At 70.1% G+C, this 17,716-nt stretch carries 17 protein-coding genes and 2 pseudogenes; 8 read left to right on the top strand and 11 right to left on the bottom strand.

Going from position 1 to position 17,716, the window contains the following annotated elements:
• Nucleotides 1-22: 22 nt before the first annotated feature.
• The 6 genes from ACF07N_RS34530 to ACF07N_RS34505 form a co-directional block, all read right to left on the bottom strand.
• Nucleotides 23-1,132, bottom strand: coding sequence for a CPBP family intramembrane glutamic endopeptidase (locus ACF07N_RS34530; protein WP_392120646.1), 1,110 nt, complete (start codon nt 1,130-1,132; stop codon nt 23-25).
• A gap of 117 nt (nt 1,133-1,249) precedes the next feature.
• Nucleotides 1,250-1,924: a response regulator gene (locus tag ACF07N_RS34525; RefSeq protein WP_392120644.1), complete on the bottom strand. Its 675-nt coding sequence runs from the start codon at nt 1,922-1,924 to the stop codon at nt 1,250-1,252.
• A complete protein-coding gene (locus ACF07N_RS34520; protein ID WP_392120642.1) occupies nt 1,924-4,275 on the bottom strand; it encodes a histidine kinase in 2,352 nt (783 codons plus the stop codon). Before ACF07N_RS34520 ends, ACF07N_RS34525 begins: the two co-directional genes overlap by 1 nt.
• Nucleotides 4,276-4,388: 113 nt before the next feature.
• Entirely contained in the window at nt 4,389-4,715 is a 327-nt protein-coding gene (locus ACF07N_RS34515; RefSeq protein WP_392120640.1) for a hypothetical protein, read from the bottom strand.
• Nucleotides 4,716-4,950: 235 nt separating this feature from the next.
• On the bottom strand, nt 4,951-5,913 hold the full coding sequence (locus tag ACF07N_RS34510) for a LysR family transcriptional regulator (protein WP_392120638.1): 963 nt from the start codon (nt 5,911-5,913) through the stop codon (nt 4,951-4,953).
• 68 nt (nt 5,914-5,981) lie between these two features.
• A complete protein-coding gene (locus ACF07N_RS34505; protein ID WP_392120636.1) occupies nt 5,982-6,875 on the bottom strand; it encodes a Ku protein in 894 nt (297 codons plus the stop codon).
• Nucleotides 6,876-7,320: 445 nt separating this feature from the next.
• Here ACF07N_RS34505 and ACF07N_RS34500 point away from each other — a divergent pair, with 445 nt between their 5' ends.
• The gene (locus tag ACF07N_RS34500; RefSeq protein WP_392120634.1) at nt 7,321-7,869 is read left to right on the top strand and encodes a hypothetical protein; all 549 of its coding nucleotides are present in this window, start codon (nt 7,321-7,323) and stop codon (nt 7,867-7,869) included.
• A gap of 316 nt (nt 7,870-8,185) precedes the next feature.
• Nucleotides 8,186-9,190 (top strand): ArsR family transcriptional regulator, encoded by a 1,005-nt coding sequence (locus ACF07N_RS34495; RefSeq protein ID WP_392120632.1) that lies wholly within the window; start codon nt 8,186-8,188, stop codon nt 9,188-9,190.
• A gap of 3 nt (nt 9,191-9,193) precedes the next feature.
• On the opposite strand, the gene ACF07N_RS34490 is transcribed toward ACF07N_RS34495, so the two are convergent.
• Nucleotides 9,194-10,108: a hypothetical protein gene (locus ACF07N_RS34490; RefSeq protein ID WP_392120630.1), complete on the bottom strand. Its 915-nt coding sequence runs from the start codon at nt 10,106-10,108 to the stop codon at nt 9,194-9,196.
• On the bottom strand, nt 10,093-10,536 hold the full coding sequence (locus ACF07N_RS34485) for a peptidase inhibitor family I36 protein (RefSeq protein ID WP_392120629.1): 444 nt from the start codon (nt 10,534-10,536) through the stop codon (nt 10,093-10,095). Before ACF07N_RS34485 ends, ACF07N_RS34490 begins: the two co-directional genes overlap by 16 nt.
• A 469-nt stretch (nt 10,537-11,005) precedes the next feature.
• Between ACF07N_RS34485 and ACF07N_RS34480 the strand changes: the two genes are divergently transcribed.
• Both ACF07N_RS34480 and ACF07N_RS34475 read left to right on the top strand, forming a co-directional pair.
• Entirely contained in the window at nt 11,006-11,284 is a 279-nt protein-coding gene (locus tag ACF07N_RS34480; protein ID WP_392120627.1) for a hypothetical protein, read from the top strand.
• A gap of 437 nt (nt 11,285-11,721) precedes the next feature.
• On the top strand, nt 11,722-12,219 hold the full coding sequence (locus ACF07N_RS34475; RefSeq protein WP_392120625.1) for a lamin tail domain-containing protein: 498 nt from the start codon (nt 11,722-11,724) through the stop codon (nt 12,217-12,219).
• A 446-nt stretch (nt 12,220-12,665) separates the two neighbouring features.
• On the opposite strand, the pseudogene ACF07N_RS34470 reads toward ACF07N_RS34475, so the two are convergent.
• The 3 genes and pseudogenes from ACF07N_RS34470 to ACF07N_RS34460 form a co-directional block, all read right to left on the bottom strand.
• Nucleotides 12,666-12,935: pseudogene (locus ACF07N_RS34470) on the bottom strand (DUF6009 family protein); the annotation flags it as partial.
• 178 nt (nt 12,936-13,113) lie between these two features.
• The gene (locus tag ACF07N_RS34465) at nt 13,114-13,440 is read right to left on the bottom strand and encodes a hypothetical protein (protein WP_392120624.1); all 327 of its coding nucleotides are present in this window, start codon (nt 13,438-13,440) and stop codon (nt 13,114-13,116) included.
• Between the two features lie 672 nt (nt 13,441-14,112).
• A complete protein-coding gene (locus tag ACF07N_RS34460; RefSeq protein ID WP_392120622.1) occupies nt 14,113-14,943 on the bottom strand; it encodes a tat (twin-arginine translocation) pathway signal sequence in 831 nt (276 codons plus the stop codon).
• A gap of 379 nt (nt 14,944-15,322) precedes the next feature.
• Here ACF07N_RS34460 and ACF07N_RS34455 point away from each other — a divergent pair.
• The 4 genes and pseudogenes from ACF07N_RS34455 to ACF07N_RS34440 form a co-directional block, all read left to right on the top strand.
• Nucleotides 15,323-15,475, top strand: a pseudogene (locus tag ACF07N_RS34455) (cation:proton antiporter regulatory subunit); the annotation flags it as partial.
• Between the two features lie 1,053 nt (nt 15,476-16,528).
• Nucleotides 16,529-17,122 (top strand): TetR/AcrR family transcriptional regulator, encoded by a 594-nt coding sequence (locus ACF07N_RS34450; protein WP_392120620.1) that lies wholly within the window; start codon nt 16,529-16,531, stop codon nt 17,120-17,122.
• Between the two features lie 302 nt (nt 17,123-17,424).
• Nucleotides 17,425-17,556, top strand: a complete 132-nt coding sequence (locus tag ACF07N_RS34445; RefSeq protein ID WP_392120618.1) for a hypothetical protein — start codon at nt 17,425-17,427, stop codon at nt 17,554-17,556.
• Complete coding sequence (locus ACF07N_RS34440) at nt 17,553-17,696, top strand: hypothetical protein (protein WP_392120616.1); 144 nt, start codon at nt 17,553-17,555, stop codon at nt 17,694-17,696. Before ACF07N_RS34445 ends, ACF07N_RS34440 begins: the two co-directional genes overlap by 4 nt.
• Nucleotides 17,697-17,716 lie beyond the last annotated feature (20 nt).

The following is a 17,716-nucleotide window of genomic DNA, read 5'->3' as shown; positions in this document are numbered from 1 at the left end:
CGGCCCGGGCGGGCCGTGCCGCTCACTGTGCCGGGCGCTCGCCGGTACCGGGGTGTACGGGCGGGGGCGCGGCCGGTGCACCGGATCCGTGAGGTGGTTCCGGGCGGTGTCCGGGGCCGTACGGCGTTGTGGCCGTCGGCGCCGGGTACGGATCGGGGGCGTACGCGACGTGTGAGGTGTAGTGCGGCAGGGTCGACAGCGTTGTGGGACGGGCGATGACCGCGGGGATGGCGAGGCGCTGCGGCGGTTTGCGGCGTGCGAGCCACAGCACCGCGGCGGCGTACAGCAGGCTCGTCATGGTGTCGACGGCGGCGATCTGCCAGGGCAGGTCGGCTGCTGTCTCGTCGGAGGCCAAACCGTCGACGGTTGTGGCAGCGAGGCCGAAACCCATCAGGTTGTTCATGACGTGCAGAGCGACGGAGGCCTCCAGCCCTCCGGTGCGTATGGTCAGCCAACCCGCGATCAGGGCGAACACCAGCAGGTCGGCGAAGCCCCACGGGGTGCCCCAGCCATGGGCGGCGGCGAAGAGCACCGCCTGTGGCAGCACCGCGCACCACGGCGAACGCAGGAACCCGCCCACCGCCTGCATCATCCAGCCGCGGAACACGTACTCCTCGGCTGCCGCCTGCAACGGTACGAACACCGCCAGCACCGCCATCGAGGTGAGGAACGCCGGCAGACCCACCCACTGGTCCGTAGCGGTGGACTCCTCCTCGCTTGTGGGGAGGAGGAACGAGGCCACGGCGAGCAGCGCGACGGCCGGTACCGCAACCGCCGAACAGCGCATCAGCCAGCCCCAGCGCAGCCTCCCGGCTACCGACGAGACGCTTCCGGCTGGTCTGCGCTCCGTCCAGCGTACGGCCAGCAGGACCAGCGGAAGCATGAAGGCGATGTATGACAGTTCCAGCGCGGTGGTGGGCAGCAGGCCGAAGTCGATGGAGCCGTCCCGCAGTTCCGGCCGGCCGGCGACCGTGCCGACGGCGTAGGAGACGGTGTCGACCACGATGACCAGCAGCAGCCAGCCACCGGCCAGCAGCGGCACGCCCAGCAGCGGCCGCCACCACCGGTGGCGGCCGGTGAGGCGGGCCAGCCGGTGGTATGGGAGGGACGTCGAAGCAGCAGGTGTTGTCATGTCCAACAGCATCCCGCTCACCCGTGCGCGCGGCGTCCGACGTCGGCAGGAAAGGCATCTCTACCTCAGGTTGCAGATGCGGACCGGTACGCCGACACCGGCTCACCCCCGACGGGCTCAGTACCCCGCGCGGGCCGGGTCGTCGGATGTGCCGCGGGGACGGACGAGGCCCGACTCATAGGCGAGGATGGTCGCCTGAACCCGGTCACGCAGGCGAAGTTTGCCGAGCAGGGCGTTGACGTGGGACTTCACGGTGCCGGTGGTCACCCCGAGCCGGTCACCGATCTCGGCGTTGGTCAACCCGGAGGCGATCAGCACCAGCACTTCCCGCTCCCGGGGGGTCAGACCGGCCAGCTGCCCGGAGATTTCGGGCGGTACGGGCGCCCCGCGCGCGAACTGCCCAATGAGTCGGCGGGTGACGGCCGGGGCCAGGATGCCGTCCCCCGCGGCGACCACCCGGATGGCGGCGAGGACCTCATCGGGCAGGGCGTCCTTGAGCATGAAGCCGGACGAGCCGGCGCGCAGCGCCTCGTACACGTAGACGTCGAGGTCGAAGGTGGTCAGGACGAGGACCTTCGGTCTGCTCTCCAGGGCGGTGATCAGGCGGGTCGCGGTGAGGCCGTCCATGCCGGGCATGCGGATGTCCATCAACACCACGTCAGGGGCAAGTCGTTCGGCGAGGGCGACCGCTGCCCCGCCGTCACCGGCTTCGCCCACCACGGTCAGGTCAGGTTCGGCGTCGACGACGGCGGCAAACCCGGCGCGCACCACCGCCTGGTCGTCGACGACCATCACGCGTACGGCGATGACGTGACCTCCTGGCTGACGGCCCGGTTCGGTGTGTCACCGGCGGGCAGGGACACGCGCAGCGTACCCGCCCGGTCGACCGTCAGTTCGCCCTCCCCCGCCTCCACCTGGACGCGCAGCCGTTCGGCCACCGGTCCGGCGGCTGCCAGAAGTACCCCGGTGACCGTGAGGTGCACCCGCTCCCGGCGCCGGCGCAGCGTAATCCGTACCGGTCCGCGGTCCCCTGCGCCGAGCGCCGCCTCCACCACCCGGTACACCGTCAGAGACACCGCTGCCGGCAGGCCCTCGGCGGCTCGGGGCAGTCCGTGCGACGTCACCTTCCGCCCGGCGGCGCGCCAGGTACGGCACAGCTCGACGAGGTCGGCCGCGACCGGCTGCGGAGCGTGCCGCGCCTCCTTGGTGCCGCCGCGCAGGCTGCCCAGCAGTTTCCGCATCGCCGCAAGCGCCGCCCTGGCCTCGGTCGCGACGTCGTCAAGGTCCCCGGTACCGGACCGAGCCACCATCCGCTCGGTATGTTCCATTACCTCCCTGTGCAACTCGGTGGCAATGCGTCGGCGTTCGGCGGCGGCCTCGTCGGCGGCCCGCCGTTCGGTATCGGCGAGCGCGCCGCTCTCCCGCGTCACCACCCGCAGCCGGCTTCTGCGCGCCGCCCGGCCCGTCCCCCAGGAGACGAGCAGCAGCGGGCCCGTGGCGCACAACAGCAGCGACGCCGTCCAGCCGACAGCCACCGGATCGTCCGCTGGCGAGAGCACAAGCACCCCGTCGACCACGGCCGTCACTGTCATCGCGGCCACCATGTTCACGGTGGCGGCCAGGACCGCGCCGAGGCCGCGCACGGTGTGCCGGCCATAGGCGGCGACCGCGTACGCCGCCATCGCCTCGCTCACCACGGCGCCTGGCAGCAGGCTCGCCCAGGCCGGCGGGACCAAGCCGGCGGCGCACGCGGCGGGTAGCGCCCAGACGGTCGCGGCCACCGCGCACAGTGCGGCCCAGGGCGCCTGCCGCCGCCACAGCAGGGGCAGCGCGTGCATGGTCAGCAGCGCCGCCAGTGCGAGCAGGCCGGCCGGGTCGCCGGGCAGCGCCCCTTCCACGATGGCGGAGAGCAGTGCGAAGAGCGGCACCATCACGGCGGTGAACATCAGGCAGGCGTCTGTCAGTCGCTGCTCGCGGCGCGGGGTGGGCCGCCGGGCGGTCTGGTCCGGGCGGACGGGTCCGGTGTGGTCCGGCAGGGTCGCGCGCACCCGCCAGCCACCGTCCGCGGCGGGCGCCGCCGTCAGGTCGCCGCCGACGGCCGCTGCCCGTTCGCGCATGCCGGTAACGCCGTGGCCCGAGCCGAGTCCAGTGGTGGCCCGCAACCGGGCCTGGGTGGCGCGTGGCGCATCATTTTCCACCGTCAGGTCGAGGACGTCGCCGTCACGCCGGATGCGGACGCGCACAGGAGCGCCGGGGGCGTGCCGCAGTGCGTTGGTCAGGGCCTCGCGGACGATGGCGAGGACGGTCTCGGCTGCGGGGCCGGCGAGGTCGTCGGGCAGGTCGGCGTCGACGGGCCGGCCGAGCCGGCCGAACGCGGCGATGAGGTCCCGCAGCCGTCCGCTCACCGGCCTCGCTTCGGGCGGCTCAGTGTCGCGTAGGACGGTGGCCAGGCGGCGCAGCGCAGTGCGGGTCTCCTCGCCGGTGCGCACGGCGAACGATGTGGCCTCAGCGACGAGTTCCGGCCGTCCGGCGCCGAGCCGGCGGGCCGCGTCGACCGTGACCACCACGGAGGTGAGGTGGTGGGCACTGACGTCGTGCAGTTCTCTGGCGAGCCGATGGCGCTCGGTGTCGGCGGCCCGCCGACTGTCCTGCTCGGCCCGGGCCAGCCGGCCAGCCGCCGCCCACCGGCCCCCAAGCCACTGCCGCCGTGCTTCTCCCAATCCGGCGCACGCCACACACAGGGCGGCGGTGATCGCCAAGTCGGTCAGCGACACCGGTACGGAGCCGGAGCGCAGGGCGCCCGGCAGCCAGCCGCATGCGACGGCGGCGGCGGTAGCGGCGGCGGTTACCCGGCCGCCGCAGCGCACCGCCACGGAGTACAAAGCTGCGAACGCGCTGATGTTGCTGAAGTGTTCCGGGGCGGTCGTGGTGCCGATGACCGTTCCGGCCAGAGTTCCGGCCAGGGCGCGGAGCGGATCGTGGCGGCGCCGTCCCAGTGCGACGAACTGCAGGAGGAGGGCGATCGTCAGTCCGGCGGGGGGCAGCACATTGTGCGGCGGGCCGCCCCACACCAGGACAGCCAAAATCACCGCGTTGGGCAGCGCGAGGGTGGTGGGCAGGAGCCAGTTACGCAAAGGTTCCATGTCGGGTGCGAGCGTAAGCGACGTATCGGGCGCGTACGGCACCGGCGTCCGTCCCCGGCGCGCGGCGTACGGGCGGTATCGGTTCACCGGCTGTCCCTCGCGCCGGACCGGGGTCAGGAGAGGGAATCCGGTGTGGCGGCGGGACGGGTGTCCGCCCGGTCGCCTCGGTGTCCGCGGTCGGCGTCGCGTCGGCGCAGCCGGTGGTATGCCGGGGCGAGCAGCGTGGCCACGAGCAGGCCGCACGCTGCCTGGAAGGTCCAGCGGAGCCAGCCGTCAGGGGCGCCGTGGATACGGTCCAGTGGGAAGTTGAGAGGGTAGGCCATCACGGCTCCGATCAGCAGCAGCCACCAAGGGCCGGACCAGCGGCCCTTGGCGAACGCGGCGACGCCGAGGGCGAGTGCGATGATCACGGCCGTCACGACGGTGAAGAGGACAGACATAGGGGACCACTTCCTGCCCTGCCGGGCTGGTGAGGAACGGATGCGAGGGGTGTGGCAGGAGAGCCGGGCCGCGTCGCCGGAGAACACCGCATGCGGCCAGCGGCCTGGCTGCCCCGCCCAACACTGGTGGGTGTGACATCAGCATTGCGCCCGCAGACAGCCCATTCGTCGTCCAGCGGTACGAAGCCGGTCTATGTCCCAGGGTGGAGACGGCACCCGGTGGGGGAAGCGGTGGTCAGCGTGACACGGCGTCGGCTCGTGACGCTGGGCCCGGCACCGTCGCCACGGATCGGGCCACGCTGCTCGGTGGCGGGAGGTCGGGCCGAGCGGCGGGTGTGGCGTGCGCGATGAAGCGGTGCACGTCGGTGGTGGCTCGCTCCCGGACCCAGACCAGGTGGAGCGGCAGCCGGGGGCCGTCCGCCAGCGGGATGCTGACGGTCCCCTCGGGCCGGCCGGCGCCGTTGTCCGGATCCGCGGTGAAGGCCACGGCCTGTCCCAACCGGACGACGGCCAGCATCTGCAAGCCGTCGCTCACTTCCACACCCGGGCGTCCAGGCGGTCCGTCGGGCCACAGGGCGGGGTCGCTCAACGAGGCGCTCGCACCCAGCCAGCGGATCACCGGCTCATCGGCGAGCTCGGCCAGGGTGACCGACCGCCGCTCGGCCAGCCGATGCGCCGAGCCGACCAGCACGTGGCCACGTTCGTGACGCAGGAGCCGGGCGGCGAGGTCGGGGGCCGTTACCGGGCCCCGCCACAGCGCGATGTCTGCCTGCCCGCAGCGCAGGCGGGTCAGTTGATCGTCGATGGTTCCGACTGAGACCTGCGCCCGGTACGGGGCGCGAGCCTCGTTGAAGGCGCGCACCAGGCGGTCTAGTAGCAGCACGTCACATCCGGGGCCGCTGACTGTCACCACGGAAGTGGCGGCGGCTTCCCGGCGTACCTGGGCGGTCGCCCTGGTGGCCTGGGCCAGCAGCGCCTTGCCTTCCTCCAGAAGAGTCCGGCCGGCTGGCGTAAGGGTCACGCCTTGCGGACTGCGGACCAGCAGTGCGCTGCCCACGGTCCGCTCCAGTGCCTTCACGGCACGGGAAAGGGCCGGCTGGGTCATGGCCAGCCGGGCAGCGGCCCGGGTGAAGTTGGCCTCCTCGGCCACGGCGACAAAGTAATGGACCTGCCGCAGCTCTAGTTCGGGTTCAGCCATGCCCGTCATGCTTCCACGTGCGGATATGCCGGTGCGGCATCGGGTTATGCGGGCTGCATGCTTCCACTTCACGCACTCCTGCGCGGTTTGCGCCCTGATGCCTTCTTCGCCGCGGTCTTCTTGACCGGCTGCTTCTTCGTCGTCTTCTTCGGCATGTCGTGGACGTCGGCATCCTCCCCCCGGTCCGCCCTCGCCTTCTGCACGGACTGGGTCAAGGCGGCCATGAGGTCGACGATCTGGCCCGGCTCCCCCTCCGGCTCCGGCAGGGCCGGTGGCTCGCGGTGCTCCCGCTTGGCCTCGATGATCTGCTCCAGAGCCTCGGTGTAGGTGTCCTGGAACTCTGCGCCTTCAAGGTCCTCGCGGGTCATGCTGTCCATCAGCGCCAGAGCACCCTCGATCTCCTCGTCGGACAGCTCCACCGGCAGCGGCAGCAGTTCGCCGGGGTCGCGGATCTCATCGGGCCAGCGCATGGCGTGCAGCACGATCACGTCGTCACGCACACGCAGCAGGCCCAGGCGTTCCCGCCCGCTCCAGGCGTACTTGGCGACGGCGACCTTGGCGGAGCGGCCCAAGGCCTTCGCGAGGAGCTTGTAGGGCTTGTGGGCGACCGGCCCGGACGGCTGGAGGTAGTAGCCCTCGCCGATCCGGATCGGGTCGACGGACTCCAAGGGCACGAACGCTTCGATCTCGATCGCCTTGGCGGTGGGCAGGGGCAGGTCGCGCAGTTCGTCGTCGCTGATCGGGATGACCTGCTCCTTGGTGAGCTGGTAGCCCTTGCCGATCTCGTCGCTCGTGACCTCGCGGTCCTCGGCCTCGCAGAACTTGCGCACCCGCACGCGGCCCATGTCCTCCAGGTGGTACTGGTGGAACCGGAGACTGTGATCTTCGGTGGCGCTGACGACGTTGACCGGCACGGTGACCAGACCGAAGGAGATGGCGCCTGACCACACGGTTCGGGGCATGAGGTACCTCCGCGCTAGCCCCGAGCAGCACCAGCCTACGAGCGGCACAGCCGCCGCGCACGCGTGCACCCGCCGGCTCGGCAGGGTGGGGGTGTGCGTCCGCGGAACGAGGAGGTGCTGTGTCGGCGGGCGGCGATCAGGGGAGCTCGTCGCTCTTCGGGATTGGGCTATGGGCCGAGGTTGACACGCATGCTGCGTGCGGCCGCTGGGGCACGTCTCGTGGGGGCCGTGGACTTCTCGAATTGGGGCCCGCGGTGCCGTGCGAGACGCGTAGTGTCGACCGTGAGCGTAATCGTGTGGACACGTTGAGTCGTCCCCTGTCGCTCGTTCTCAGACCGTGCACGTTGCCTGGGCAGAACGAGAAGTTTCATGACACCCCCCGCCGCTTCCGATCTCGACGCCGTCGCCAGCCTGCAGGTGACCGGGGCCGGGCCCGCTCGTGCTGATGGCGGCGATGGCCCACGGCTCCAGCCTGATCACCGGCCTGTCGCGGGGCCAGGACGTGACGCACACGCTGCGCGCGGTCGAGCGCTTCAGTGTGATCGTCACCGATGCGGGTGACGGGCGAGTGCGGGTGGAACGGCCGATCCGGCACGAGCCGGACGATGGTCTCGACCACGGCAACGCCGGCACCGGCATCCGGCTCACGGCGGGGGTGTGCGCGGGCATCGACGGCATGTCGGTGCTGACCGGGGACCGGTTCCTGCGCCGGCGCCCGATGGAGCGGATCCCCGCGCCGCTGCGGCTGATGGGGGCGAGCGTGGACGGCCGCCAGGGCGGGAAGCTGGCGCCGCTGGTGATTCGTGGTGACTCGCTGACCGGCATCACCTACGCCCCCAAGGTTGCGTCAGGGCAGGACAAGGGGGCGCGGCTGCTGGCCGGTTTGTCGGCTACGGGGCCGACCGCTGTGGAAGAGGTGCATGCGACGCGCCGGCACACCGAGGAGATGCTGCCGAGTTCGGAGCCCGGGTGCGGGTGGACGCTCACCGGGTGACGGTGGAGCCCGCCAGGCTGACGGCGACGGACGTCAGCGTGCCGGGCGACCTCAGCCAGGCGTGCTGCGACGACCCGGTTCTGGCGGTCCTCGCAAAGAAGCGCCTGTGACTCACGCTCGATCCAGCCGCGGCCGTAGCCGACCGCCTCCCACCGGTCGTCGGTGAACTTCTGCCCGCAGTCCTTGCGCACCGGCCGCCGCGCCTCCCGCTCCGCAGTCATCCAGACGACGTGCGGCACGGCGAGTTCTGATCTGCCGCTCCCCCCGTCGGCGCACAAACAATGTGCTGCGACCACACGCCACCCGGAGGGAACACATGCCGTACAGGATTCATTTTTCCATCGAGGATCTCGCCCGTACCCGGATCGCGGCGAGACCTAATCCCATGCTGGAACTCAGCACTGCCGTCCGGCAACTGCAATGCACTGACCATGCCGTACGCCTGCGCGCCTGGCGCCGCGAGGCCGCCAACGCGTTGCATCCTCGAGCCCGCATGGTGCTGGACATGATCCCCGCACAGGGATGGGTACCGAGCTTCCTCGCCCCAGCGGCAACGGGCACGCCGGAGGAACTGCTCAAGCAGGTTCTCGAGACACCTCGGGCTCGGATACAGGCCGAACTCGAAGGTCTGGCCGCACACCGACCGCTGCCAAAATGGCTGCAATATCTGCCGGACGATCCGGAGATACGGCGCCGGTTCAGCGCCGCCCTCTACCACACGTACGATTCCCTGTTACGACCGTACTGGCCGCGCATCACGGCTCTCACCGCGGCGGACAGTGCCTTACGGGCACAACAGCTCCTATCCGGCGGGATGGAAAACGTCCTGCCCCGGTTGAACCCGCCCAGAGTGCAATGGAAGGCCCCCGTGCTGGAGGTGACCATGGCCTCGGGGCTCGACGGGGACCTGTACTTGCAGGGCCGCGGGCTGCTGCTGGTCCCATCAGTGTTCGGAGTCGACGGCCCCGTGATCGACCCCGATGCCGAACCTCAGCCCCTTGTCACCTATCCCGTCGGCACAAATCGTTCGCCCGTGCGCCTCCTCCACGACGTACTGTTCGGCTGCACGCCCACCGCCTCCCGTTCGCTGGCCGCCGTCCTCGGTCTCACCCGCGCCACCGTGCTGATGGCCGTAGCCAACCGTCCGGGCTGCTCCACCACCGAGTTGGCGGCGAGCGTGGGTATCGCAGCGGCGAGCGCGAGTGAACACGCGGCCGCGCTGCGCGGCGCCGGGCTGCTGCACACCGCCCGGCTCGGCAGGATGGTCGCGCACAACGCCACCGCCGCTGCTCACGCCCTGCTCGAAGCCTCGGGCACCTGAAGGTCAGCGCACCCAGCGGGCCCGCTCGACGGTGGTGAGCCACCTCTCGCTCAACGCCCGCAGCTTCGCAAGATCGTCCTGCGGAAGGTGAGCAACCCTGGCGCGCCGGGCCTGGAGCAGGGCGGTGGGCAGATGGCTGCGCGCCGCGCAGAGACCATCGGCGACCGCCAGCTCGACCTCCTTCCTCTTCAAGTCCGCCGCGGCGCCCGGTCGTCGTGCGGCGTCACGGACCGAGGCGCGGGCGGCATCGGGATCAGCATGATGATGACCGCTTCGCAGCATGCAGGACCGCCACGTGGCGAGCGCCGAGGCGTACGCCGGCTCGTACTCGGCCCCGTTTGTCACGCGGTCGTCGAATTGCTGTGGCAGGTAGTCGAGTCGGGCCCACGCGTCGACGCCCCCAGCGAGCTTCCGGCGGCTCTGTGCGATGCAGCCAGCAGCGGGCACAAACGCCTTCGCCTCGCCCAACAAAGGCACGGTGGTCTTGGGTGCTCCAGGTCCGAATTGCGTCTTGGTATATCGCCTTTGCTCCTTCTGCGACAACGTGGCCGTGTCGTGATCCGGCTCGGCCTCCGCGCTTCGTGTCCCGGTCGTGACTGCGTCCACGATGCCGTACCCGACGCGTCTGCGTTCTGCCATGCCGATCACCGCGGCCTCGTCCTCGGGGACGGGCAGCCGCAATCGGGGCGCATGTGGCGGGGTCAGTCCCGCCCGGCGCAGACAGGCCCGGTCCAGCGCGTCGACAGCCCATTGCAGTTGTTCGGCGTCCGCCGTCCACCGGCCCGAGCGGGTCGCCAGGTCGATCATGACCGGGGTGGCCACGAGGCCGGGCCTGGCCGGCCGCGCCTCCGCGCAGCCGGCCAGGATCAGGCAGCCGATCAGGACGCCGACCGCCCGTCGCCTCACCTGGGCGAGCACCAGTGGTTGGAGCTGATCGCGTCGTTGAAGGACGCGTCGTTCCACCCGACGGCCATGTCGTTGACCCGGTCGCCGATACTCAGGCTGTGGTATCGGCCCTGATAGTTGGCGTCGGTCCAGAAGTAGACCGTGCACTGCCTGCCCTGGTTCTCGACCGAGCTTATGCAGTCGTTCCAGGTCCCCGGGTAGCGGGTGCAGCCGCTGCTGTTGGACAGGTTCCTGTAATTCTCGTTGTCACCGGAGACCTTGCCCATCGTGCCACCGCGGTAGTTGTTGACCCAGAAGCAGGCGTAGCCGCTGTCCACCGGGCACGTCTCGGCCTGAACCCCGGCGCTCGCCTGGGCGGCGGGCGCGGCTCCGAAGAAGGCGAGCGCGAGGGCGGAGGCGGTTCCCACCAGCGTTGCTGTGGTCTTCCCTATCAGTGCCATCAGGTCGGATTCCCTCTCGGTCTTCGGCGCGTGCCGCAGTGATCTTGCCGTGCCTGCGGCAAGGTCCCGTTCGCACGCCGTGTCGTCATTGGCGAGTCACACCTTCCTGTGCCGCCGGGCACCGGGTCGATCCATTCGGCCCACCCCGAAAGGTGAGGCGTGCAGGCCGGACCGTGCGACGCCAGGTCCCCGGATCGGCCCCAAGGGCACCCCCCCCCGTAAACCGGAACCAAGGCCGTACAGCCGCCGACGGTCCCCCTGTCCCGATCAGCTCGTCGGGGCGCGGGTGCGGTTGTGGCACGATGTGCAGACCGCCACCGGTGACGTGCAGCTCTCGAAGCCCTGTTTACCGCGCACGGCCTGGCCGAACCGCTGACGCGGTGCCCCTGGACCATCGCCGCAGCCGTCGCGCAGCAGTGGCTTCAGTGGACGGCGGCCGGGCTTGAGGACTTGTGCTTCAAGAGGCTCGATGAGCCCTACCTGCCCGTGCGCTTCGATCAGCCTGGCCTACTGCGCCGAAAGCGCCCTCGTACGCCGCGGCCTCGAGGCGGCCGCCGCCGACGCCCGATCCGCCCTGGACACCGCGCTCGCCACCGAAGCAAGCCGCTGCATCAAGCTCGTCAACGACGCCGCCAAACGGATCACCCCTTACACAAACTACCCGGCCGTGCGGGACCTGCAGGCCCACATCCAAGCCCTCCCCCAGGCCGTCTCCTGGTCGCAACCGGCCACTGGAGCGTGCGGTTGATGCACCGGTCGATGGTGCTGCGCTCCCCCGGTGTGCGCGGTCAGCGGGGATGCGGGCGCTGCCCGGCTGTTTGCGGACGCCGCCTGTGCAGATCGTGTGCGCACGCGTGACGCGCTGTCCGACCCGTAGTTGACCAGGGCATCGCGACACGTCCGTCCCCCGAGCGGATACGCGAACAGGGTGTCCGGCCTTACCTCGGTCCGCACTCTCCTGGCACAGCGCCCGGCTCCACCCGTCAGCGTGGAGCCGGGCGCACCCTGCCGGCCAGGTCCGTACCCGCGTCCTCGGCACGGTGGTCGGTCTCCAGCGGCACCGGCACACCGACCACCGGTGCTGGCGGGCGGCTCTGTGTCCTTCGAACGGGTGAAGGTCCTCATCCCGCGCAACCACCGGACCCGGCATGGGTGTCGTGCACCAGCGACACCACCCGCTCGACTATGAGGAGCCCGCTCTTGCGCAAGAGCGTCGTCACGGCGGCCGCTGTTGCGGCCGGCACCCTGACCGCCGTTCCCGCGCACGCCGCCGAGTACAGCTCGGCGCTGAAGATCCGCGGAGTACAGTACGACGCGCCCGGCCGGGACTCCAACAGCTGCTCCTCGGGCAACACCGACCAGGAGTACCTGACGGTGAAGAACTACTCCTCCCGGACGACGATCAACCTCAAGGGCTACGTCGTCAAGGACGCCACCGGCAACCGCTTCACCTTCACTGCCAACCACTACCTGCAGCCCGGCGACTACGTGAAGCTGCGCGGCGGCCACGGCACCGACTCCGACACCCACAACGTCGTCTACCGCGACAACTGCAACTTCCTGTGGAACAACGACAAGGACACCATCTACCTGTACAAGCCCTCAGGAAGCCGCGCCGACGTCCACGCCTACACCAAGTCCAGCAACGACCCCGACGGCAACGGCTACATCAGCTTCCACTGACACGAAAAAGGTCGGGGCCCCGGCATTCCGAACCGGGGCCCCGGCCTTCCGTGGGGAAGAGGACCGCTCAGGCCGCGAGAGGCGCCTTCCGCACCGTGCTGCGAAGCCCCAGGGCACAGGCGACGCCGGCGGTGAAGGCGAACAGCACCATCACCGCGTTGACCAGCACGTCCGGTCCGGGCATCCTGCGCCAGCGCGTTGGACGTCGCCGCCCACACGCCGAGCACCTGCGTGACAGCCACGAGGCCGAATCCAGCGGCACGCGCCCACGAGGGGCCCTTGTCCGCGAAGGTGGCGAGCCCGAGCCCGGCCGCTCCCCAGAGCAGCAGAAGGACCGTCAGCCCTTCGGCGGCGAGGAAGAGGACGCCGCCGAGACCGCCGTACCCCGCCTCGTCCGTGTGGTCACACCACGGTGCCGTGATTGCTTGCGCGACCTCGCATGCTGATCACAGCGGCAGTTGTATACCGAGTTCCTGCACGGCGAGCGAGGGCGGCCCGCCTTCGGAGCGTTCGGTCTTTGAGCCCTTGATGCGGGGTTCGAGGGTGCGGGGGCCGACGGCTTCGGCCGGGGCGCTGTTGGCGTACAGGCCGTCGGGCTGGCTGTCGCGGTCGTGGGGCAGGAGCCAGAAGACGCGGCGGCGGAAGGTGCCGGAGGCGCGGGAGGCTTTCGCGTCGGGGCCCAGGACGGCGTAGCCGACCATGCGACCGTCGCGGTGAGTTTGGCGTTGCCGCGGTCGGTGAGAGTGTCCGGGAGCAGGCCGTTGGCGGTGACTTCACCGAGCGGCCGCTCGGTAGCGGCCTGGGCGGGTACCGGCACAGTGGCGGCTTGGTTGCGGATCTGTGCGGCGACGGTTTCGGGGTCGAAGTCGAAGAGGGTCTCGTTGCGGGGCGACGTCACAGGCACCTCCCGCTGGCGTGGAGGGGCCGTTGCATGCCGGCGGCGAGGCCGCTGCGGATGATCTGCTGGATGCGCTGCTCCTGGCCCGGGCGGGCGGCGGCCGCGGTGTCCTTGAGAACCTGTTCGGCTTCCTCAGGCAGGCGGCCGGCGGCGATGAGGCCTCCGAGGGTGTAGGCGGCACGGTGGAGAGTGTCGGATAACCCTGCGCCTTCGGCGACTTGACTGCAGGCCTCCACGGGCGCCAGGAGGGCGGCAAGGGTGTTCCCGGCTTCTAGGCGACTGCCGCCGGCAGCGAGGACGGCCTGCTGGGCGCGTGGCGGCACGGGCCGGTGGGTCGGGGACGCTGGGTGCCGGCAGGTGCCCGGTGCGGTCGAGTTCCTGAGCCAGCCAGAGCGGGAGGGCGGCGGACTTCACGACGCCGACGCCCACGTTGGATAGGGCGGGCTGGATCCAGTTTGCGAGCACTGAGCGGATCCGCTCCTCACCGCGGCCCCGGACCGGCTCGACGGGCCAAGTCATGTGCGTGGTCCTGCTTGCCGTCGTCGACGCCGATCACGATCATGCCGTCGATAGTGGTGGAAGTTCTTCTTTCAATCGAGGTCGAGGTCTTTTCGGATCTGGTTGTCGACTGCACGTAGCAGATTGTCCTCGGTGAGGTCGTCGGGGTGTCGCCCTAAGGGGGCGGTAAGCCATGCGGGCAGAGCCACTGCACTCCGACTTGTTCACCACGTGCTGCTGACAATCGCCAGCCGCGATGTGCAGCAAGTACCCGCACGTCATCAGCAGCACGCGACCGCCACCCTCCGGCGGTCGCCCGGCGGTCGTCGTGTCGACCGCTTCCAGGTGCTGGCATATGCCAACTGGTATGGATCCGTGCTGGCTGGGCCGATGCCGCAGCGCTGGGCCCCGGGGCGCGGCACTGCGTTCCAGGGCAGGAACTGGCCTGGCCGGCGCGCGGTGCCCGCATGCGGCAACCGCGTCCGGGATCGTCCTGCTCACCAGTTCCCGGTGAAGAGGTGGGCGAGGGCCTGGGGCGAGTTCGACGCGTTGGCGGCGTTGGAAAAGGCGATGACGAGCGCAACAGCCGCCAAGAGCGCTGTGACAGCGGCGCCCGTGCTCGACGCCTTCTTGGGCTGCCCGTCCAAGGCCCTCGACCGCTTCCACAACATGATGCTTGTGCCGGCCGATACGCAGGTGATCACGCCTGCCATCGCGGCCAGTACGGCGTGATAGACGGCGAATTCCCTGACCATGAAGGCGAAGACCGGGGAGGCACCTAAATCAGCTTGTGTGTTTGCTTGTTGCTGGACCTGGGTGAGGGTGGCGGCAAGTTCACCATCCGCGCCGCCGGTGGTCAGCGTGGGCAGCAATGAGGCATAAGGTGCGGCCGCGCCTTGCAGGTTGGCCATCAGCGCCACCAGGGCGAAGAGTCCGAGCATTGCCACCGTGAGAAAGGACAGCCGGCGGCGGAGGCGGGCGGACCGCCCACCGGAACGCTGCCGGAGGTGCCGCCACAGAGCAATACCCAAAGCCGCGGTCACCGCAAGGAGCAGCGCGGAGATGCCGGCCTTGACCAGGTGGAAGCGGAACCAGAAAGCGACCGCGGTCTCCAGTTGAGAGGGTAGATCCTGGCTGCCGGACTGCCAGTGGACGACGAATCCGCGGCGGAAGGAATGACTGACGTTCGCCGTGTTGACCGACGTCCGGGACAAGGCGTTGGGGACGAAGAAGAAGGACAGGAGGGCCACCCCGGACAGTGCGGCCAAGACGCTGATCTTCCGCTGTGGTGAAACATTCGTCCGGGCGATGGCGTCGAAGCGTTTCATCAAGATCTCTCGAGTCTGTCGGAAGGCGTCGTCCGCCCGCCGTGGTCGCGGACCGGGGGGTTGTGTCAGGAAGTTTGCCTCTCGATTCCCCCGCTGTCGCTGTGGCCGGCCTCAGGCCAGGAGGTGGGGGTATCCCTACCAGGGGTGACGGCGCGTCGGCCGAACCCTGGATGTGGTCGGCGACAGCTTCAAGTGGTACTGCGATGCACCTATGGCGTCGCCCCCTGCCAACGCCAGGATGCTCCGTTCCTTGAATTGCTGTCGCTGTGCCAGTGGGCTCAAGCATCGCCCGTCAGCTGCCAATCTTCGGACAGGAGTGGGCGACAACCCATGTAGCTGATGGTGGCGTTGCCGGCCGGGTGCTGGAGACACCCGGGCACGGAACCGTACGGGAGCTTCGATCGTGGCCGTGGTCCCCGACGAGGACGTGATCGCCTCCCCGAGGCCGGACCAGCCCCTGCGAGCCGGAGACGTCCCGTTGATCATCGGCACTCGCGAGGGCATCGCCGGGGTCCAGCGCATCGAGGGCTGACCAGTGCACACACCCATCGCCCTGTTGCTGGAGCTCGGGGTCATCCTGGCCGCGCTGAGTGTCCTCGGCGCGGTGGCACGACGCTTCGCCCTGTCCCCCCGTGCCGCTGTACCTGGTGGCCGGACTGGTTCTCGGCGACGGCGGCCTCACCCGCGGCCACTAACCCCAACCCACCGACCAGGCAAAACGGCCCTGACCAGCACAAACACCAACCGAGCCTTTACACGCTAGGACTACCTACAACCCACCCCGCCACACTCCACACCCCACACATAACCCCAGCTCACACACCCCGCCCACCCCGACCCAACCGCCCACTCGACTTCTCAGCGAACCCTCAACACCCCAGGCCAGCAAGGACTCGGCACACCAACAAACCCCCTCCGAGCGTTAGGGGCGTTCCGGCTGTGCGTTGGTGGTCACTCCTTCGCTGGCGAGCTTGGCGAAGCGGTGGAACGCCGCGTTGCGATCCGCCTGCGCCGTCAGGGGGTAGGTGCCGTGGACGGCCGGAACCGCAGTCAGGCTGGCTCAGCCCGGGTAGTGGATCGCCGGGCCCTACGACGGTCCGCTCAGAGCGGTGTGTCCTCCCGAAGGACACTGCAGACCCAGGGAGATGGGGGTGCGCGGAAGCTGGGCGTGTCGTTCTTTCAGCGGGAGAGCTGTCCGAGTCACGGCAGGCTCTGGGGACGCCCACACGGGACAGGTTGTCGCCACCCCTTTCGACGTAGGAGGCCGCTGCGCCAGGGCGCGCTGCAGGTCCTCGATGTGGGCGCCGCGTTCTCTCAGGCGTGCCTCGAGGTGCCGGGCTTCGGTCTCGGCGAGCGGGCGCTGCGTTCCTCGGCGAGCGCCAGTGCGTGTGCGTGGCGCGGCCAGGATCGTCGTGGCTCTTCGGGTCGGTCAGGGCATGTCCATGGGACGTCGTCCTGGCCGTCTGTTGTTGCGTGTTTCAGGCGACGGGTTGACCGGATGCTGCCTCCGTTTTAATGTGGGCGCATACGGAGGCAGCGTCCGTTTTGAGTGGGTCCAGGGGCCGCAGTGGTCGGAGAGAAGAGTATGAGCGTCGAGGGTCAGGGCCGCAGGCCTCGTGCGGACGTTCAGCGCAACCGGGCGGCCCTTCTCGAAGCGGCGCAGCGCCACTTCCTGAAGTACGGGGTCGGGACGTCTTTGGAGGCGGTGGCCAAGGAGGCGGGCGTCGGGCCCGGCACGCTGTACCGGCACTTCCCCACCCGGGAGGCTCTACTGGCGGCCGTGCTGCAGACGCGCTCGGAGGAGCTGGTCGCCCGCCGGGAGGAGATCGCCCGGCTCGGCGACGCCGGCGAGGCGTTGCGGCAGTGGCTGCGGGCCGTCGAGGAGTACTTCAGCGCCTTCAACGGTCTGCCGGAACCGCTCATCACCGCCGCGAGGGCGCAGGAGCCGGGAAATCCGCTCACTCTTCCATGTGACCACCTCATCGCCACCACCGATGAGTACGTGCGGGCGGCGCAGCGCGCGGGGCAGGTACGCCCCTCGGTGACGGGCTTCGATCTGTTTCTCGCGGCGTCTTCCGTTGCCTGGCTGATGGGCACCGGTAGCACTGATGCGGAGTCGCTGGGGCGTCTGCGCGGGCTCGTCGAAAGCGGATACCGCCAGCGCGACGACGCGGAATAGACCAGCGGCCCGGTCCCACCGACGGACTTTCACCAACCACTCGCCCTCACCGGGTACGTCCTGGCCGCCTCTGCGGGTGTGCCCGCCCCGGTTGTCACACCTCACCGCTCTGCCGCCGTGACACGGTCCACCCCCTGGAGGGAGAAAGCATGAAACTTGCCATTATCGGAGCAGGAGGGACAGGGGCGACGCCGGCCCCCGAGCCGCGTCGCGCGCTCCCGGTCGTCCCCGACTGTGAGGAAGCACGACGGCCGGACATGCGCCCGGTGGACGACAGCGGCCTTGACGCTTATGACGCCGGCGTGCCGGCCGATTTCTGGCGCCGGCAGCCGATGACGCCCGTCTTCTGCACCGAGCTGACCTGGAAGGACCTGGCACCGGCCTCCGCGACAGCGGCCGGGGCGAGGCCCCGCGCCACCGCGACCGGCAGATGAAGCGTTCCGCCGCCCTCCGGATCGTGCCCGTGCCGGACGAGCCGGTCAAGCTCAACCGCCCCTTCCACCACTGGCCCCCGGCCCAGGCCCTGGCGCTGCACGCCGCAGCCGTGCGGCAAGGCCGCGACCGGGACGAGTGAACACCCTCGAAAGGAATGTC

Source organism: Streptomyces sp. NPDC015242 (genome assembly GCF_043079125.1).
Lineage (GTDB): Bacteria > Actinomycetota > Actinomycetes > Streptomycetales > Streptomycetaceae > Streptomyces.
This window is presented reverse-complemented; position numbering and strand designations above follow the sequence as displayed.

Coding starts and splice junctions, on each gene's coding strand:
- ACF07N_RS34530 (WP_392120646.1), bottom strand. CDS start 1,132: ATGACAACACCTGCTGCTTCGACGTCCCTCCCATACCACCGGCTGGCC.
- ACF07N_RS34525 (WP_392120644.1), bottom strand. CDS start 1,924: ATGGTCGTCGACGACCAGGCGGTGGTGCGCGCCGGGTTTGCCGCCGTC.
- ACF07N_RS34520 (WP_392120642.1), bottom strand. CDS start 4,275: ATGGAACCTTTGCGTAACTGGCTCCTGCCCACCACCCTCGCGCTGCCC.
- ACF07N_RS34515 (WP_392120640.1), bottom strand. CDS start 4,715: ATGTCTGTCCTCTTCACCGTCGTGACGGCCGTGATCATCGCACTCGCC.
- ACF07N_RS34510 (WP_392120638.1), bottom strand. CDS start 5,913: ATGGCTGAACCCGAACTAGAGCTGCGGCAGGTCCATTACTTTGTCGCC.
- ACF07N_RS34505 (WP_392120636.1), bottom strand. CDS start 6,875: ATGCCCCGAACCGTGTGGTCAGGCGCCATCTCCTTCGGTCTGGTCACC.
- ACF07N_RS34500 (WP_392120634.1), top strand. CDS start 7,321: ATGGCGGCGATGGCCCACGGCTCCAGCCTGATCACCGGCCTGTCGCGG.
- ACF07N_RS34495 (WP_392120632.1), top strand. CDS start 8,186: ATGCCGTACAGGATTCATTTTTCCATCGAGGATCTCGCCCGTACCCGG.
- ACF07N_RS34485 (WP_392120629.1), bottom strand. CDS start 10,536: ATGGCACTGATAGGGAAGACCACAGCAACGCTGGTGGGAACCGCCTCC.
- ACF07N_RS34480 (WP_392120627.1), top strand. CDS start 11,006: ATGAGCCCTACCTGCCCGTGCGCTTCGATCAGCCTGGCCTACTGCGCC.
- ACF07N_RS34475 (WP_392120625.1), top strand. CDS start 11,722: ATGAGGAGCCCGCTCTTGCGCAAGAGCGTCGTCACGGCGGCCGCTGTT.
- ACF07N_RS34460 (WP_392120622.1), bottom strand. CDS start 14,943: ATGAAACGCTTCGACGCCATCGCCCGGACGAATGTTTCACCACAGCGG.
- ACF07N_RS34450 (WP_392120620.1), top strand. CDS start 16,529: ATGAGCGTCGAGGGTCAGGGCCGCAGGCCTCGTGCGGACGTTCAGCGC.
- ACF07N_RS34440 (WP_392120616.1), top strand. CDS start 17,553: ATGAAGCGTTCCGCCGCCCTCCGGATCGTGCCCGTGCCGGACGAGCCG.